The sequence below is a fragment of the Pontibacter oryzae genome (genome assembly GCF_003576375.1).
Taxonomy (GTDB): domain Bacteria; phylum Bacteroidota; class Bacteroidia; order Cytophagales; family Hymenobacteraceae; genus Pontibacter; species Pontibacter oryzae.
The window spans coordinates 1081601-1098548 of the sequence record NZ_QWGE01000001.1 but is presented as its reverse complement, the minus strand read 5'-3'; the positions used below and the strand labels follow the sequence as shown (position 1 = coordinate 1098548).

Here is a 16948-nt window from a genome sequence, read left to right as displayed (position 1 = left end):
TGTGGTTTTCGTGCAATAACTCTGCCAATCAAGTCTGTTTCTGAACGATGGTAACGAACAAAATTGAAAAATCTTATACTCCGCTACCTGCGTTATACTTATTAGGCACGAGCCGTGGCGCCGGTAGCGCAAGCCACGTTTGTCAGCCTAATAGTACACTAATAATCTCTGGCATTGCCGGAAGTATAGAATCAGCCTAATCAACTATAACAAAAAAGAACAATGATTGAGAATTTGATTAACAACCTGAAAGGCCAGCTAACCGGAGAACTGCAGAACAAGTACCAACTGCAACCAGACACAGCCAATAAATCTGTAGATCTGGCAAAGGACAACCTAATGGGTGAGTTGAAGAACCGTGCTACCAGTGGAGATTTCGGCGGCCTGATGGATGTGCTGAAGGGGAGCAAGGCCCCTGGCGAGAGTAATGCCGTGAACAGCGTCATCAATAAATATGTATCGGACCTGACAACGCGTTTGGGCATTCCGGAGAGTATAGCCAAGCAGGTGGCGCCATTTGCCATAAACTTTATCATGCAAAAGCTGGGCAGCAAGGTAAGCAGCGGCGAGGTAAGCCAAACCGATTTATTGGGTAGCCTGGTAGGCGGCGGCCTGAAAGACAAACTGAGCAAAGGCCTTGGCGGCTTCTTCAGCTAGAGCAGATAACCACATACAAGTAAGCCATACCTTTTCAGGTATGGCTTTTTGCTTTTCAGGCGGTTTGTCTATATCTCACCTTAAACATTGCCTTAAAGCTGCTTGTGTTTTAGTTGTTTATTTTCAGGAGTACGTGGGCAAGCCTTTGTTACTCAGAAAGTATTAGAGTGCTACTGAGGCAAGCGCACAACGTTTATCTATAGTTATATAACATAAAGCGTATTTCAAAATAGTTTATACAAACAGCGCTATTTCGTCGACAAACAAGTGGTTGCCAAGGTGTTTTACTGCTGCTTAGACTAATGATGCGCAAAACAGGGTGTTGGTTGCCTGCGCTAAGTCTATTACTTTTGTAGCGCCTGTGTTGCAGCAAATATGCAGGTCGAATGTATAGACCGGATGTCAGACAGTTTTCAGAATCTTTTTTTCAAATTCTTCAAGTTTGGAGTAGTAGGCTTTTCGGGCCTGGTGCTGGATTTTGGAGTAACGTTTCTGGCTAAGGAAGTGCTGCGCTGGAACAAGTATGTTGCCAACAGTCTGGGGTTTTTGTTGGCCAGTGCCAGTAACTACTACCTCAACCGCATCTGGACCTTCCATAGCTCAGACCCGGAAATAGGCTGGCAGTTCTCGAAGTTCCTGATCGTAGCGCTGATTGGGCTGCTGCTCAACAACCTTATCATATACTTGCTTACCGATAGGCTGCGGCTAAATTTTTACATTGCCAAGTTTTGCGCCATTGTCCTGGTCTTCTTCTGGAACTTCTCTATTAACTACCTCTATACTTTTACGGGCTGACTTGCCCAACCGGGCCATACTTTATACTTACCAGAAGCCTCAAAGAATCTCGTAAATCTGCACGCGCTCATCTTTGTGCACGCGTGGGTTAAGCAGGTGCAGAAGCTGGTCATACAGCGAGGGCGTGATGGTGTGGTCTAATTTGAGGTTAGGGAAAAGCTGGTGCAGGCGGCCCAAACGCTCCTCCAAATCATCGGTGCCGACAACCACCACGTAGTCCGGTTTATAGGTTGAGCCGGCGAGTTGCTCTTGCAGTTCTGCCGGTGTTTTATCCTCGTTCAAAGTATAAACCATCGCAAAATTAGCAGGGAGTTGCTTTTGGCGTGTATGGTAATCCTGCCAAACCAGGTGTTCATCCTTCAGGTAATCCTCGTGCACGGCGCTCATGCGGCCCAGGTAAAACAGCGGCGGTTTTTTAACGCTATGGTTTCCGAACTCCAGCACCAGGGCATCCAGATTCGGTTTTTCGGAGAGGTATACCAATGGTGCCACGCGGCTTTTTTTGGTGTAAGTAAAGGCCATGCCCACGGTGGCCAGCAGGTTCAGCACCCAGAAAAATCCCCAGCTAACGGCCAGCAGCTTGCGGCGTTTGTGCCAAAAACCAGAATTGCGTACGAACTGCTGCCAGCCAATCACGCCCAAAATCATTATTAAAGGGAGCAGCGGAAGTATAAAACGCTCCTGCTTATTCGGGAAAAGGGAATGGGCCACAAAAAAGATCAACCCGCCCCAGAAAAGTTTGGGTGCCAGCTTCGCGGTTTTTGCATACCCTACTACTAGAAACGCGCTGATGGGCGGCACTAAGAAGCCAAGTATGGTTAGGGCAAAGCGGTATACCGGGCCCGTGGTGAAATTCTCGGCATTCTCGGTGTTGTATAGGAAGTAAGCTACTATAGAATGAAATGGGTAATCGAAGAAAACAATATCAATAGTGCCCTGGATGAGGAAGGCCGTTATGATAAAGCCCAGCAGCACCGCCACTGCCTCGCGCCACTGCCGCTTGTAAAGCAGCACCAGGCCTGCACCGGCCCCGAAAAGCACCGTATGGTACCGGAACACAAATGCCAGCGCAAACAAGGCACCCGCCCAAAAGTATGGCATAACGCGCTTGCGGCTAGCCTGCTCCTTTTTAACCATCAGGTAAAAAGCCGCCAGGTAAGGCGGGATGCAAACCATCTCAACCAGATTGCGCACACTCATAAACGGCATAAACCACACCAACGCCAGCATCAGGCCAACCAGGCGGGCGTTGGCTTTGTTCGAGAGCCGCTCCGTAAGTTTATAGCCAAAGTATACCACCAGCAAAGAATACAAGGCGTGTACCAACCGAACAACCGTCATCTTAACCTCCGGACTGAAAATTCCGAGAGCTTCCAGCACGTAGAAAATGGCATAATGAATGAGCGCGTAAAACATACTGTGGCGCGGTGGCATGGGCTCGTTCAGCCACATCGGCAGGCCGTCCAGCCAACCTTGCGCAATGGTTATCACATCAAAATGATCATCGCTGAAGGCAAAACCTTTGGAAAAAAATGCCGCTAGCAAACGTACGCCCAGGGCAATAAAGAGGATCACCGAAACCGGAATGAGGTAGCGTTCCTGGGGTTGCCCGAGGGTGGCGGCATCGGCAGTGAAGGCTTTAGCGACTGTTGATTGTGAGGTGCTTTGCATGAGACTTGTGTTGTCGGGCTGCAAATTTAAGGGTAATTATAAAGATTCTGTGTTACCTTCGTTGTTTAATTAAGGAATTACTAGATTGGCTCATTTACATCAGATGTCGAAGCGACGCGTTTCGCGGAAAATAGCTTTACCTGCGCTTTTTTTCGCTGTGCTGGCCATAGCAGTGGGTGGGTGGCTCCTTTACCGCCACGACAAAATAGAATATAAAGGCGTTTTGGTTTTGGGGCACGCAGGCTCAGGCTTTTTATCGCCAATGAATCCTTTTAACCCGCTTCCTGCTAACAGCATGGCTTCTATAGTAAAGGCGATGGAAGCGCATGGTGCCGATGGCCTGGAAGTGGATGTTCAGCTTAGCAAAGATGGTGTTCTTGTTCTTTACCACGACACCGCGCTGGAAAGTATGACTTCAGGCTCCGGTTTGATTGAAGATCGTGCCGCATCCGAGGTAGTGGGCCTAAAGTATGATGGGGGATTTTTCTACAATCTGTTTCAAGATGAGGAAATTATCACCTTAGAGGCTTTGCTGCAACGCCTGGCCACATACCCGGAGCTACCTTACTTGCACATAGACCTGCGCAACCAAAACCCTGAGCGCCATTTATACTATGCCCAAACCCTGATGGCCATGCTGCGCAAGTATAACTACCCGCTGCAAAAACTGGTGTTCATCTCCCCTAATCCGGACTTTCTGCTTGCCTTCCGGGAGGTGGAGCCGGCAGCACTCCTTATGCTGGATGCATCTGGCGATTTTGAGCTGACATTGCAGGAAGCGCTAAAGTATAACCTGGGCGGGGTTTGTGTAGATGGCAAAGACGCTACTGCTGAGTTGGTAGCTAAATCAAAGGAACAGGGGTTGCAAGTGGCGCTGTTTGGAGGCAAATCGCGCTCACGCATTGCCCGCATGATAAACATGAAGCCTGACGCGATACAAACAAACAACGTAGCCGCTGCCCGCAACATGCTGGATTAAACGCAGTAAAGAACAAACCAGGCTAAACCCTTTACGCGTTCGTTTACCAACATCTTTGCACCTGATAAAGTAAACGACCTATAAGATTATTACATTTGCAATAAACTATACAGTACATCATACTATGTTCCGAACACATACTTGCGGCGAGCTTCGCCTGGATAACGTTGGCGAAGAGGTAATATTAACAGGATGGGTACAGCGCCTCCGCGATAAGGGCGGCATGCTGTGGATAGACCTGCGCGACCGATACGGCATTACACAGCTTTCTTTTGAGGAAGGGCAAACCCCTGCCAGCCTTCTGGAGCAGGCCAGAGACCTGGGGCGCGAGTATGTGATTAAAGCAACTGGCAAAGTAGTAGAGCGGGAATCAAAGAACGATAAGATCCCGACGGGCGGCATAGAACTGCGCGTTACGAACCTGGAAGTGCTAAACGCAGCCAAACTGCCTCCTTTTATGATTGAGGATGAGACCGACGGCGGCGACGACCTGCGCATGAAGTACCGCTACCTGGACCTTCGCCGTGCCCCGGTGCGCCGCAACCTGGAGCTGCGCCACCGCATGATGCGCGAAACCCGCGCCTACCTGGATGGCCGTAACTTTATAGAGGTGGAAACGCCCTACCTGATCAAATCCACGCCAGAAGGTGCCCGCGACTTTGTTGTGCCTAGCCGCATGAACGCCGGTGAGTTTTACGCCCTGCCGCAGTCGCCGCAAACGTTTAAGCAGCTGCTTATGGTATCTGGCTTCGATAAGTATTTCCAGATCGTGAAGTGCTTCCGCGACGAAGACCTGCGCGCCGATCGCCAGCCGGAGTTCACCCAAATAGACTGCGAAATGTCTTTCGTGAGCCAGGAAGACATCCTGAATACATTCGAAGGCTTTATCAGGCACCTGTTCGATACAGTGAAAGGAGTAAAAATTGAGAAGTTGCCGCGCATGACCTACGCCGATGCCATGAAGTATTATGGCTCCGATAAACCGGACACGCGCTTCGACATGCGTTTTGTAGAGCTTAACCCAATGGCTAAGAACAAAGGCTTCAAGGTGTTTGATGATGCGGAACTGGTGGTAGGTATCTGTGCTGAAAACGCAGCCAGCTATACCCGCAAGCAGCTCGATGAGTTGACTGACTTTGTGAAGCGCCCGCAAATTGGTGCCACTGGCTTGGTGTATGCCCGTGTGAACGAAGACGGAAGTATAAAATCATCAGTTGATAAATTCTATACCGCCGAAGACCTGCAAGCGTGGGCAACCGCTTTCAATGCAAAGCCAGGAGATCTTATACTTATACTTGCCGGCGATGCAGACAGAACCCGCAAAGCCCTGAACGAGCTGCGCTTAGAGATGGGCTCACGCCTTGGCCTGCGCGATAAAAATGTGTTCTCGCCACTTTGGGTGGTTGATTTTCCGCTGCTGGAATGGGACGACGAAAGCAAGCGTTACCATGCCATGCACCACCCGTTCACGTCGCCGAAGCCGGAGGATGTAGAACTTATCGATGATCGCCCTGGCGATATCCGAGCGAATGCATATGATATGGTGATCAATGGCGTGGAAGTAGGCGGGGGGTCTATCCGTATTCACGACCGTAGCCTGCAGGAGCAGATGTTCCGTTTGCTTGGCTTCTCTCAAGCAGAGGCTGAAGCCCAATTTGGCTTCCTGATGAGCGCTTTTGAGTATGGCGCACCGCCGCACGGTGGTATTGCCTTCGGTTTCGACAGGCTGTGCTCGCTCTTCGGTGGTTCAGACTCTATCCGTGATTACATTGCCTTCCCGAAAAACAACTCTGGGCGCGATGTGATGATTGATGCACCAGCCCCAATTGCGGATGCGCAACTTGATGAATTACACATAAGTATGAAAAACCTGCCGAAAGGGTAACATCTGCTTATACAAGATACAGCAAGTCCTGCTACTGGTTTTCAGTGGCAGGACTTCTTATTTATCCCCAATTCATACTTCTATCTGTCAATAATGTGGATAACCATGTGGATTCAAGTATAAAATTGGCCTTTATCCACGGTTAAAAGCATAAATTCCCATAACAATGTGGATATGTGGATAACCGGTGTTGATAGCTGCATGTGTAACGCCAGGGCTTCGATTTACAGGTTTTATGCTTTGGCTTAGTAAAAACTGTGAATATGGCTATGCACGCTACACATCTAGTTGTTGAGCCAACCGAGGCTTTTGATGAAACTCTGCCTTTGCTGCTCAATCTGATTAGCAAAATATGGTATGCGCCAGATCATGTGCGGGGCACCATTCAGAGGTACAAAGACGCAACTATTACTTAAGGCACTGGATACTTGGACGAATTCCTTAACCGATGCCATGTCTACGCTTGTATCGTTTGTGCCATGCAGCAGAAGCATAGGAGGCAGCCCGGCCCTTACCTGGTGCAGCGGTGAAACGGATGCAATGTACTTATCGGTGTAGTGCTTATGCCACCAGTAATGGCCCGTTTCAGTTAGATCTGCTAAGGCTGCATTTGCCATAATGGCGTTGGGCGTTGAGCTTATTTTGAGGTTCTCCGTCGGTTCATCTAGCACCTCACCAATGGTAGCTAAGGCCAGCGCAATGGTTGCACCAGCCGAATTTCCGGTAACCATTATTCTGGAAGGATCGACCTGTAACTTGGCGGCGTTTTCGCGGAGGTAGCGCACCAATGACTTACCGTCCGCGATGGCTTCTGGCAGAAGGTTACCGTGCCGGTCGGCTACGCTGTATTCAACGGCTACTGCTACCCATCCCTTGCGGGCGTACTCCCTGCATGAAGCAAAAAACCAGTCTGGCTTGCCCTCAAAAAAGCTGCCGCCATGGAACATCGCTATGGCCGGATACTGCTTATTTGGGGCAAGCGTGTCGGGTAAAAAGATATGAGCGTCTAAGGTATAACCCCGTATAGTTTTGTACGGCAAAATAAGGTGATCCTGCCTTGCGGATAGTTCACGCTCATAGCGCGATCTAATATCTTGCAGGTATTGGTCATTTTTGCACAGCGCCTCAAAACGGACAATACTATTGGCAATGTTCTTAATGCCTAAGTTCTCTATATGGTTTAGCAGAAAAGTATACAAAACCTCGTCTAGCACTTCCTGCGTGCGGAACAGTTCAGGAATAATGGCAAAACCGGCATCAAGCCGCTGGTTGTCGCTGGTTGTGTAATTATGTGTCTTTAGCTCTTGGTTAATCTGCCTATACAGGAAATTTTTCAGATAGCGCTGGAAGCCCTCATACTTGAAAAGCTCCGGGTTATTAACATCAATGGCATTTAACTTTGCTTGTGATGCTTCAGAAAGGCATACAGATTCGCCTGTGTTTTTCAGGTGGAGCAGGGGGTAATCCGCTAAAAACGACAAAAACATGAGCGTTATCTCAGTTTCGTAGGCTGTGGCAAAGTTCGGATGCTTAATGCGGAGCGGATTAAGAGGATCCAGGAAAGTGGCTTTCAGAGAATCCATCTGGTGCACAAACGCCTGCTCAGGTAATTTAGTTAAGTATGTATTTATACTTTGATTGAAGTATGCATTAAAGCGATCGCTTACAGCCTTTTGGTTCTGTAGGAAGGTGTTGATGGCTGAGTTTGGGCCTTTAAATTTTAATGAGGCCTTCGGGGCTTGCTCATCAAAAGTCAGCGTAACGGGTTTTCCCGGCTCAGCATAAATGCTCACCTGGTGGTGTTTTATTTTGAGAGTGAGGTAGCGTGGCTGGTCTAGCTGCAAGGCAAAGCTGAAGTTGCCTTCGGCATCTAAGGCAGCAGCACGGCCATCCAGAAATACAGAATCTACAGTAGGGTGTTTTATAGTACCGCTTACAGTTAGCCTGCCGGTAGTTTGTGTGGCAAAGGTGCTCGAGAACTGGAGCAAAAACAGTATGCTACAAATGAAAAAAAGTAAGTGTTTCATATCAGGCGATATTTGCTATGCCTCAAATATGGCTTAAGATAGATTTCTCAGCGTTTCAGATTCTGATAATGACACTCATTTAACCAGGTTTTTTTGTAGAATCTCAACATACTGCAAAGGTGTGTGGCCCGTTTCCTTTTTGAAGGCCCGGTAAAAAGATGCTTTCGACTTAAAGCCTGCTTCTAAAGCAAGCCCCTCAATAGTATACAGGTTAGCATCATTCTGCTTTAGCATCTCTATAAAGCTCATCACACGGTATCTGTTCACGAAGCTGTTAAAGTTCTCGCCGAACTGCTGATTCAGCATTTCAGATAGCTCCCTTGGCGGCAAGCGAATTTTATCTGCCAGCAAGTTCAGGTTCAGGTCCGGGTCCTGATATAGTTTTTCTTTATGCATTAGGGTATCAATCTCATCCCTTATCGTCTTTACATGTGGCGCTGCATACTGGTGAATATCCTTTTTGGTTGGCTTTAGTACCCTGATGTGCGGCAAAGCATAGCACATCCAGCCCAGAAAGTATATATACAGCGTAAGGGCGGCATAGGAAACATAGTATGTTCTCACCCCTCCAAACATAAACCCTCCGTTATATATAGTTAATGCTATATAAAGTATGGCTGCTAACGTTGAAAGGGCATCAGCCAGTAGCAAGCGCTTCATCCATAAGGCTATTTGTTGTTGGCTTTTTGTGATAGGCCTGAATTGTTTGTACAGCCTAGCAGACAACCCAAGATAAATCAGGCAGCTTAACACAGCGGCTATATTCGTGGCAAAGTTCAGCAGCTGTATGGCGCTATTACTGTTCTGATAGCCAAACCAGCTAAAGCCTACCCGGTACAGAACATCAAACAGCAGGGCAGGTATAAAGTGCAGCCATATGTTGCGCAGCCTTGTTGCCTCCTTAAACAGTAATTCGCGTGCGAACAAGTATAACAGTGGCCCTGAGGCAAACTGATAGAGTAGCGGCGCCGGAAATGCCTGCAGTACTTCCGGCGCAACCTCCTGGAGTATGATTTTAAGGGATGCCAGTGAGAATACCAGCAACAACAATGCGAAGTACAAACTATGGCGTGGGCGGTTGCGTTTAGCCAGCAAAACTACGCTTAGCAGAAATGCCTGTAATAAGCCAAATGAGAAGATTAATAGGAAAATATTAAATGTAAAATGCATGCGTGCGCCTTTGCTTTTTAAGATAAGCATTTTACGCGTAGTAGAGTAGTGCTAAAACGAAAAAGGGCTGCCTTCAGAGGCAGCCCTTTTTCGTTTTAATCTCTGTTGAAGTCTATATTAGATCGCTTACTAAAGCCGGGGCAATGCCCAAAAGTATAGTAAGTATTGTGATCGCTATCAGCGTGAAGGATGCGAAGCTACCAACACGTACTGCTTCAGTGTCGGTAGTAGGCTGCATGTACATAGCGATAACCACGCGCAGGTAATAGTAAATACCAACGGCGGCAAGCACTATAGCCACAATAACCAACCATAACATATCTGGATTTTGAAGGATAGAGGTAAAGATAAAGAACTTGCCGAAGAAGCCTGCTGTAAGCGGGATTCCGGCCAGCGACAGCATCGAAACCGTCATGGCGAAAGCCAGAAGCGGGTTGGTTTTGCCCAATCCATTAAAAGCGGCATACTCCTCTGAGCCACGTTGGTCGGCTACCATCTTAAGGACACCAAACGCCGCAATAGATGCAGCTGAGTAAGCAAACGAATAAAATAGGATTGAAGACTCCGATTTATCATTGAAGGCAACAAGCGCTATTAGTAGGTAACCTGCATGCGAAATGCTTGAGTAAGCCAGCATTCGCTTCATACTTGTTTGTACCACTGCGCCAATATTACCAACAATCAGCGTTAGTACAGTAATAGCAACCAGGGTAGGGAACCACGCGGCATAAGCGTAGGTGCTCGCAAAAGCAGCATCCATCAACTTGTAAAAGGCAGCTACACCAGCCGTTTTTACAATAGTAGACATAAATGCCGTGAAGAAAGTAGGAGTACCATCGTACACGTCTGGTGTCCAGAAATGGAACGGCGCAGCCGAAATCTTGAATGAAATACCTATTACCAACAGTAAAAGGCCAAGTATAAACATGGTGTTCAGCACACCGTCAGTCGCTACTTCTGCAGCACCAATTTCAGTTATGTTGAAAGTCCCCGTGGCACCGTAAATCATCACGATGCCAAACAGCATGATCCCTGTAAAGAAAGCTCCCATCAGGAAGTACTTTAAAGAGGCTTCGTTGGAGCGCAGGCTGCGTTTATCGCTACCGGCCAACACATACATGGCAATAGATAGAATCTCAATACCTATGAAAAGCATGAGCAGGTTCTCGTAGCTCACCATCATAATGGTACCAACCAGCGCAAACAGGAGCAAAGAGTAATACTCTGCCAGGTTTGAGTCTTCGGTATCCACGTAGCGCTGCGAAAAAGGTAGCAGCAGCAAGGTAGAAAGTGTCATAATGCCCGTAAAAGCCACCGCATAGTTATCGATGGTGAGCATATTGTTGAAGTAACTCTGCGTATCGTTCCAGCTGAAAAGGTTTACGCCGAATACCACTGCTAAGAAAAGCAGCGCCAGCGGCAGTAAAATTCGCTTTGACTTCATAAACCCTACAAACAGGTTGATGATGCCGAAAACAGATAGAAGTATGATCGATATCATGTCGTCGTATTTCTGTAAAACTCGTTTATCTTTTTAACTGCTAGCGGTTGATGATGCTTAGCAGGTTATGTACCGCAGGCTCAGAAATGCTCAGGAACGTGTTCGGGAACAAACCAATCCAAAACACCATCACCACTAACGGAATCAGGACAGCCTTTTCGTTCAAGCTTAGGTCAGAGAAGTTCTCCGTCAGTTCGGATTTTGTACCAAACATCACGCCCTGGAACATGCGCAGCATATACACCGCACCAAGTATGATGGTAAGGCCGGCAACAGCGCCAAACCAACCGTTGTACTGGAAAACACCCGAAAGCAGCAGGAATTCACCCACAAAGCCATTAGTAAGCGGCAGAGCCACAGAGCCTAATAGCAAAATCATGAAGTAGATCGAAAGCGCCGGTGTATTTTGAGTAATACCGCCAAGGCTTGTAATCTCCCTGGTTTGTGTGCGGCTAAAAATGATGTCTATGATGAAGAACAGACCAACCACGTTAATACCGTGGCTCAGCATCTGGATAACGCCGCCCTGCAAACCTTGCTCGTTCAGGGTGAAGATACCCGCAGCGATAAGGCCAACGTGCGCGATGGAAGAGTAAGCCACCAAGCGCTTCAGGTCGCGCTGGCGGATGGCAATGATAGAGGCGTACACAATACCGATGATTGAAAGTATAAGAACCAGCTCATCCCATTGGCTCACCCCGAAAGGCACCACAGGCAGCAACCAACGCAGCACACCGTAGATACCCATTTTAAGCATGATACCGGAAAGCAGCATGGTAGCCTGTGCCGGAGACTCTGTATAGGTATCCGGTTGCCAGGTATGGAACGGGAAAATCGGCATTTTAATAGCGAATGCAATAAACAGGAACCAAAATATCCAACTCTGCGATTCGCTGGAGAGTGTCAGTTGGTAAAAAGCGTTCACATCGGAAGTATGGCTACCTGGCGTTTGCAGGTATAAGTAGATGAACGCGGCCAGCATAAACAGCGAGCCAAAGATGGTGTATACAAAGAACTTAAATGTAACGCGGATGCGGTTAGCGCCTCCCCAAACGGCAGCGATAAAGTATACCGGAATTAGGGCCACTTCCCAGAAGAAGTAAAACAGGAAGGCATCCATCGCTACAAAAACACCGATCAGGCCAGTCTGCATAAACAGCACAAGCGCGTAAAAAACGTTCGGGTTCTTGTAATCGTGCTTAAAAGATGAAAGTACGATCAACGGAATAAGGAACGTGGTCAGCAGCACCATCAGAAGGCTGATGCCATCCATACCGATACTGAAGTTAATGCCGGCGCTGGCTACCCACGGGAAGCTGAGCGTTTGCTGCATGGCACCACTTTGCGTGTTAAATTCAGAGAGGGCAAAAAGTGACAACGCAAACTCTACGAGCGCTGCTACAAAAGCCACTTTCTTGGCACCCTGTCCTTTTATGAGCAGCACCAGAAGTGCAGCTAAGGCAGGCCAGAAAAGTAAAAGAGCTGTAATCATCTGCTAAGAACCTTATCCGATAAAGAAGTTTAAAAATAGAATGAGAACAATGCTGAAAACCATCACCAGCAGGTAAAACCCGATGGCACCGCTTTGCGCGTAACGCAGTGTGCGCCCGCTCAGCATCGTTAGTTTGCCAAAGCCATTCACAATGCCATCAACTACCACTACATCCAGCACACGGTGGAAACTGGAGGACATCCACATCAACGGACGAACGATGACGGTGTCATATAGCTCGTCGATGTAATATTTGTTGTAAATGAGGTTATGGATAGGAGAGAGCTTTGTGCCTTCTGCCACCGGTACCGACTTTTTGCTCACATACATCACATAAGCAATTATGGCAGCTACCACTGCCACGGCTACCGACAGTCCCATCAGCATCCATTCCGTAGCATGGTCCAAGTGAAGCGGTGCTACTGCTGCAGCATTCGCGATTTCGGCATAGCTGTAAATCGGAGCTAGGTAGTTTTGTAGGATATGGTTACCCTCGCCAAACACAGCCGGAATCCCAAGGAAACCGCCAACGGTAGATAGTATGGCCAGCACGATCAGCGGAATAGTCATAGACATTGGCGACTCGTGCAGGTGGCTCTTCTGTGCCTCGGTGCCTCTGAACGTTCCGAAGAAGGTCAGGAATACCAAACGGAACATATAGAACGAGGTCATGAACGAGGCCAGCATGCCTAAGCCCCAAAGCAGTTTGTTGTGCTCCCATACATGCGCCAGCAACTCATCTTTAGAGAAGAAACCAGCAAACGGCGGGATACCGGCAATTGCCAGTGTACCGATCAGGAAGGTAACAAAGGTAATTGGAAGGTATTTTCTCAGGCCACCCATGCTGCGGATGTCCTGCTCGTTGCTCATGGCGTGGATAACCGAACCGGCACCCAGGAACAGAAGCGCCTTAAAGAAAGCGTGCGTTAACACGTGGAAAATGGAAGAAGAGAAGGCCATCACACCAAGCGCCAGGAACATATAACCCAGCTGCGATACGGTAGAGTAAGCGAGTACCTTCTTGATATCGTTTTGCGCCAGGCCGATAGAAGCAGCCAATACGGCTGTAGCCACACCAACAATGGCAATTACTTCCAGCGTAGTTGGCGCCAATGCATACAACACGTTTGAGCGAAGCACCATGTAGATACCCGCTGTTACCATGGTTGCGGCGTGAATCAGCGCTGAAACCGGCGTAGGGCCAGCCATCGCATCAGGTAACCAGGTGAATAATGGTAATTGTGCACTTTTACCCATAGCACCTACAAACAGTAGCAGGGTAATGGCGATCATCACCGTTGAATCGATGCCGCCAGTATACTGTGCCGCCTCGGCAAACACCTGCGGGTATGATACCGAGCCAAACGTGATAAAAATCAGGAAAATACCAAGGAGGAAGCCCAAGTCACCGATACGGTTCATCACGAAGGCTTTCTTAGCGGCATTGTTGTAGCTAGTGTTTTTGTTCCAGAAGCCAATGAGCAGGTAAGAGCAAAGTCCTACGCCTTCCCAGCCCACAAACATCATCACGTAGTTAGAGCCCATCACCAGCAGCAGCATCGAGAACATGAACAGGTTGATGAAAGCGAAGAACTTACCGAAGTTCTCATCGTGGCTCATGTAGCCGGCCGAGTATAGGTGGATGAAGAATCCGATACCTGTCACCATCAGCATCATCAGCAGCGTGAGTTGGTCTATCAGGAATGAGAAGCCAATACGCATATCGCCTACCGAGATCCAGTTATAGAAGTCCACAGTATAGGCTTGGCTTCCGTTAGCCGTGAAATCGAGGAAGAGATAAACCGTGATAAGGAACGAGGCCAGCACAGTGCTGCAACCAATAAAGCTTACCAGGCCTTTAGCAATTTTTTTGTTGCCCAGTCCGTTTACGATAAAGCCGGCCAGCGGCAGCAACGGAATAAGCAGACAAAGCAGTGCCATCCCCTGGTTGTTAATCGGCATTACAATTTCTTGCATCTGTATAAGGGTTTAAGCTATTCAGCGTTAGAGGCGATTACCATTTCAGGTAATTAAGCAGTTGAACATCAGTTGAGCGGATGTTGCGGTAAGTCATCACGATAATTGCCAGGCCTACGCATACTTCTGCGGCCGCCACCGCCATAATGAAGAACACAAACACCTGCGCGTTCGCATCGGCACGGTATGCCGAGAGGGCAGTAAGGAGCAGGTTTACGGCATTCAGCATTAACTCCACGCACATAAAGATCACAATGGCGTTGCGGCGCGTAAGCACACCAATCACACCGATCACGAAAAGAGCCGCGCTGAAAAAGAGATAATAGTCTAAAGGAATGGTTCTGATGACCTCAGGTATGTTGTTCATTTTCTATGTAACTGAACGTACTACTCTTAAATTACGATCCAAAAATCAAGTCGCAAAGTTATCCTCATTTTTGTAAAAACCATAACATATTTCCATTCTTCTTCCGGCCAGGCAAGCACTTAGTACATGGTTTTTATAGTGTATTGCCTATTTTTTATGTTTTAACAGTATTATGGTTTACTGCCGTTGTTTTTGCGGACGGTTTATACTTTTGGCAAGTGTTTGCGTAGCTATGGAAATCACAACCATTCGCGCATGAAGTTACCATACATTCTGTACCTGATGCTCCTGCTTGCGGCTTTGCAGGCCTGCAAATCTGGGAAAACTCCTAATCGCGCTGCTTCTGACGCGGCCGAGCGGCTCCAACAGATCAAACTCACAGGTACTACAACAGCCAAAATGTTTTATGAACAATTGCCCTCGGCTTCCGGTGCCGAGTACACTTCCTCTGGTTTATATGTATTAGGCGATGATTCTCCGTACCTTTTTCAATTGAATGAATCATTCCAGGTTGTCAAGAAGTATGTGCTCTCAGTAGACTCCAGTGGGATAAATGGCGGGCGTTTACCCAAAGCCTCCAAGCCCGACCTGGAAAGTATGGCTTACTTTAAGTATGGGCGCGATGAAATGCTACTCCTAGCTGGCTCAGGCGCCTCAACCGCTCGAAACAGAGCATACCTTATTAACCTGTCGGAGAATATGGCCGTTACACCACTTGACTTATCGCGGCTTTATACTTTCCTGAAACGTGTGCTCAAACTGGAAACCAATGGGCAGCTTAACCTGGAGGGAATGGCGATGGACGGGGTTTATACGTACTTGCTGCAGCGGCCCCTGGGGATTAACGGCAATACGCTCATTCGGTTCGATACAAATGCCTTTAAACGCTTTTTGATGTATGACGGTGACCTTCCAGCTGCAGCCCTGTATCATTTTGATTTGCCTAAACTCGGGCAGAAGCAGGCCGGTTTTTCAGGGGCCTACACGGTTGGCGATAAGCTATTTTTCACAGCCTCTGTGGAAGATTCGCCTTCTGCGGTGGAAGATGGCGAGGTGCTGGGCAGCTATATTGGCATGATAGACCTTAATGCGCTGCCTTACGCCACCAACCCGGCTAAACCACTTGCAGTACCCACCCTTGCACTCAATAACCCGAACGGGACAGGCTATGTTGGCAAGGCAGAGTCGTTGGTGGTTTTCGAGGGGCAGGAGCCGGGCAAGTATAAAGTCATTGTCTTGTCTGACGATGATCAGGGGCACTCGGAACTGCTGCAGGTGCAGTTAGTAATAGAGTAATGTATAAAAGACCAGGGCCACGGGAGTATAGATCCCGTGGCCCTGGTCTTTTATTAAAATATAGCGAATCGCTTAAAAGTGCTGCTCGCCGGTTTCTTTCTTGCCAAGCATTACGGCTCCCACCATCGCTACCAGAAACAGCACAGAGGCTAACTCAAAAGGCAGCAGATATTGTGTAAACAGCACCTGACCGAGGTTTTCAACCATACCGACCTGTGAGTTATAAGTATCTGGTGAGTAACCTGTAACGCCAGTGTCTTTCAGGGCAGCAATCAGAACTACAAACAAAAGGCCACCGGCAATGGTACCAGCAAATTTGCTCAAGGTCGATGTCTTTACCTTATGTTCAGATTCCTTACTGATATTGAGGAACATGATCACGAACAGGAAAAGAACCATGATGGCGCCAGCGTATACGATAATGTTAACTGCCGCTAAAAACTGGGCATTTAACAAGATGTAGTGTCCGGAGATGGTGAAGAAGGTTATGATCAGAAACAGCACACTATGCACCGGGTTTTTGGCGATTACTACCATCAGGGCGCAAAGCAGCGTCAGCGAAGCAAGAAAATAGAACAGACTCTCGGTCATCGGTTTATTTCGTTTCAGTGGTTTTAAGCGGCTCAACCAGGCGGTCTTTGCCATAGATAAATTCATCGCGCTCGTAGCGTGCCGGGGCAATCTTATCGTCCTGAAGGAAGATGGCCGCTTTCGGACAGGCTTCCTCGCAAAGGCCGCAGAAGATGCAGCGCAGCATGTTCACCTCGTAGGTAACCGCATACTTCTCCTCGCGGTAAAGGTGCTCTTCGCCTACTTTGCGCTCGCCGGCTGTCATAGTGATGGCCTCGGCAGGGCAGGCTACTGCGCAAAGCCCGCAGGCTGTGCAGCGCTCACGTCCTTCATCATCGCGCTTCAGCACGTGCAGGCCACGCCATACCGAGCTGCGCTCGCGCGTTTGCTCAGGGTACTGCACCGTGGCTTTCTTTCTGAAGAAGTGTTTTATAGTGATAGAAAGACCCTGAAAAATAGCAGGAAGGTACATTCTCTCCGAGAACGTCATCTCCTTTTTCTCAAGTTTCTTGCTTCTATTAGATAATGGCTCCATGTCTTGTCTCCGTTATGAAAGCCGCC

14 protein-coding genes are annotated in these 16948 nt (G+C 48.2%); 5 read left to right on the top strand and 9 right to left on the bottom strand.

Annotated elements, in window-relative coordinates; all coding sequences use genetic code 11:
• The first annotated feature begins 222 nt into the window (after window positions 1-222).
• Together D1627_RS04545 and D1627_RS04540 are read left to right on the top strand one after the other, a co-directional pair.
• Entirely contained in the window at window positions 223-657 is a 435-nt protein-coding gene (locus D1627_RS04545) for a hypothetical protein (RefSeq protein WP_119430985.1), read from the top strand.
• 399 nt (window positions 658-1056) lie between these two features.
• A complete protein-coding gene (locus D1627_RS04540; protein ID WP_119430984.1) occupies window positions 1057-1452 on the top strand; it encodes a GtrA family protein in 396 nt (131 codons plus the stop codon).
• 39 nt (window positions 1453-1491) lie between these two features.
• Here the strand turns inward: D1627_RS04540 and D1627_RS04535 are convergent, their stop codons facing one another.
• A complete protein-coding gene (locus tag D1627_RS04535; RefSeq protein WP_119430983.1) occupies window positions 1492-3123 on the bottom strand; it encodes a glycosyltransferase family 39 protein in 1632 nt (543 codons plus the stop codon).
• A gap of 103 nt (window positions 3124-3226) precedes the next feature.
• On the opposite strand from D1627_RS04535, the gene D1627_RS04530 reads away from it, so the two are divergent.
• Window positions 3227-4102 (top strand): glycerophosphodiester phosphodiesterase, encoded by an 876-nt coding sequence (locus D1627_RS04530; protein ID WP_119430982.1) that lies wholly within the window; start codon window positions 3227-3229, stop codon window positions 4100-4102.
• A 124-nt stretch (window positions 4103-4226) separates the two neighbouring features.
• Complete coding sequence (gene aspS, locus D1627_RS04525; protein WP_119430981.1) at window positions 4227-5987, top strand: aspartate--tRNA ligase; 1761 nt, start codon at window positions 4227-4229, stop codon at window positions 5985-5987.
• 284 nt (window positions 5988-6271) lie between these two features.
• On the opposite strand, the gene D1627_RS04520 is transcribed toward aspS, so the two are convergent.
• The 6 genes from D1627_RS04520 to nuoK form a co-directional block, all read right to left on the bottom strand.
• Window positions 6272-8014: an alpha/beta hydrolase gene (locus D1627_RS04520; protein ID WP_119430980.1), complete on the bottom strand. Its 1743-nt coding sequence runs from the start codon at window positions 8012-8014 to the stop codon at window positions 6272-6274.
• Window positions 8015-8089: 75 nt separating this feature from the next.
• Window positions 8090-9184: a helix-turn-helix domain-containing protein gene (locus tag D1627_RS04515; RefSeq protein WP_158607142.1), complete on the bottom strand. Its 1095-nt coding sequence runs from the start codon at window positions 9182-9184 to the stop codon at window positions 8090-8092.
• Between the two features lie 112 nt (window positions 9185-9296).
• Window positions 9297-10685 (bottom strand): NADH-quinone oxidoreductase subunit N, encoded by a 1389-nt coding sequence (locus D1627_RS04510; protein ID WP_119430978.1) that lies wholly within the window; start codon window positions 10683-10685, stop codon window positions 9297-9299.
• A gap of 40 nt (window positions 10686-10725) precedes the next feature.
• Window positions 10726-12177, bottom strand: a complete 1452-nt coding sequence (locus D1627_RS04505; RefSeq protein ID WP_119430977.1) for a complex I subunit 4 family protein — start codon at window positions 12175-12177, stop codon at window positions 10726-10728.
• A 12-nt stretch (window positions 12178-12189) separates the two neighbouring features.
• Window positions 12190-14154, bottom strand: a complete 1965-nt coding sequence (nuoL, locus tag D1627_RS04500) for an NADH-quinone oxidoreductase subunit L (protein WP_119430976.1) — start codon at window positions 14152-14154, stop codon at window positions 12190-12192.
• A 37-nt stretch (window positions 14155-14191) separates the two neighbouring features.
• The gene (gene nuoK, locus D1627_RS04495) at window positions 14192-14521 is read right to left on the bottom strand and encodes an NADH-quinone oxidoreductase subunit NuoK (protein WP_119430975.1); all 330 of its coding nucleotides are present in this window, start codon (window positions 14519-14521) and stop codon (window positions 14192-14194) included.
• A 255-nt stretch (window positions 14522-14776) separates the two neighbouring features.
• On the opposite strand from nuoK, the gene D1627_RS04490 reads away from it, so the two are divergent.
• Window positions 14777-15817: a DUF6929 family protein gene (locus D1627_RS04490; protein ID WP_119430974.1), complete on the top strand. Its 1041-nt coding sequence runs from the start codon at window positions 14777-14779 to the stop codon at window positions 15815-15817.
• A gap of 72 nt (window positions 15818-15889) precedes the next feature.
• On the opposite strand, the gene D1627_RS04485 is transcribed toward D1627_RS04490, so the two are convergent.
• Both D1627_RS04485 and D1627_RS04480 read right to left on the bottom strand, forming a co-directional pair.
• Window positions 15890-16408, bottom strand: a complete 519-nt coding sequence (locus D1627_RS04485) for an NADH-quinone oxidoreductase subunit J family protein (RefSeq protein ID WP_119430973.1) — start codon at window positions 16406-16408, stop codon at window positions 15890-15892.
• 4 nt (window positions 16409-16412) lie between these two features.
• The gene (locus tag D1627_RS04480; RefSeq protein ID WP_233555508.1) at window positions 16413-16922 is read right to left on the bottom strand and encodes a NuoI/complex I 23 kDa subunit family protein; all 510 of its coding nucleotides are present in this window, start codon (window positions 16920-16922) and stop codon (window positions 16413-16415) included.
• Window positions 16923-16948 lie beyond the last annotated feature (26 nt).

What these genes read in the sequence shown, in the direction of transcription:
- D1627_RS04545 (WP_119430985.1), top strand. Translation starts at nt 223, where the DNA reads ATGATTGAGAATTTGATTAACAACCTGAAAGGCCAGCTAACCGGAGAA.
- D1627_RS04540 (WP_119430984.1), top strand. Translation starts at nt 1,057, where the DNA reads ATGTCAGACAGTTTTCAGAATCTTTTTTTCAAATTCTTCAAGTTTGGA.
- D1627_RS04535 (WP_119430983.1), bottom strand. Translation starts at nt 3,123, where the DNA reads ATGCAAAGCACCTCACAATCAACAGTCGCTAAAGCCTTCACTGCCGAT.
- D1627_RS04530 (WP_119430982.1), top strand. Translation starts at nt 3,227, where the DNA reads ATGTCGAAGCGACGCGTTTCGCGGAAAATAGCTTTACCTGCGCTTTTT.
- aspS (WP_119430981.1), top strand. Translation starts at nt 4,227, where the DNA reads ATGTTCCGAACACATACTTGCGGCGAGCTTCGCCTGGATAACGTTGGC.
- D1627_RS04520 (WP_119430980.1), bottom strand. Translation starts at nt 8,014, where the DNA reads ATGAAACACTTACTTTTTTTCATTTGTAGCATACTGTTTTTGCTCCAG.
- D1627_RS04515 (WP_158607142.1), bottom strand. Translation starts at nt 9,184, where the DNA reads ATGCATTTTACATTTAATATTTTCCTATTAATCTTCTCATTTGGCTTA.
- D1627_RS04510 (WP_119430978.1), bottom strand. Translation starts at nt 10,685, where the DNA reads ATGATATCGATCATACTTCTATCTGTTTTCGGCATCATCAACCTGTTT.
- D1627_RS04505 (WP_119430977.1), bottom strand. Translation starts at nt 12,177, where the DNA reads ATGATTACAGCTCTTTTACTTTTCTGGCCTGCCTTAGCTGCACTTCTG.
- nuoL (WP_119430976.1), bottom strand. Translation starts at nt 14,154, where the DNA reads ATGCAAGAAATTGTAATGCCGATTAACAACCAGGGGATGGCACTGCTT.
- nuoK (WP_119430975.1), bottom strand. Translation starts at nt 14,521, where the DNA reads ATGAACAACATACCTGAGGTCATCAGAACCATTCCTTTAGACTATTAT.
- D1627_RS04490 (WP_119430974.1), top strand. Translation starts at nt 14,777, where the DNA reads ATGAAGTTACCATACATTCTGTACCTGATGCTCCTGCTTGCGGCTTTG.
- D1627_RS04485 (WP_119430973.1), bottom strand. Translation starts at nt 16,408, where the DNA reads ATGACCGAGAGTCTGTTCTATTTTCTTGCTTCGCTGACGCTGCTTTGC.
- D1627_RS04480 (WP_233555508.1), bottom strand. Translation starts at nt 16,922, where the DNA reads ATGGAGCCATTATCTAATAGAAGCAAGAAACTTGAGAAAAAGGAGATG.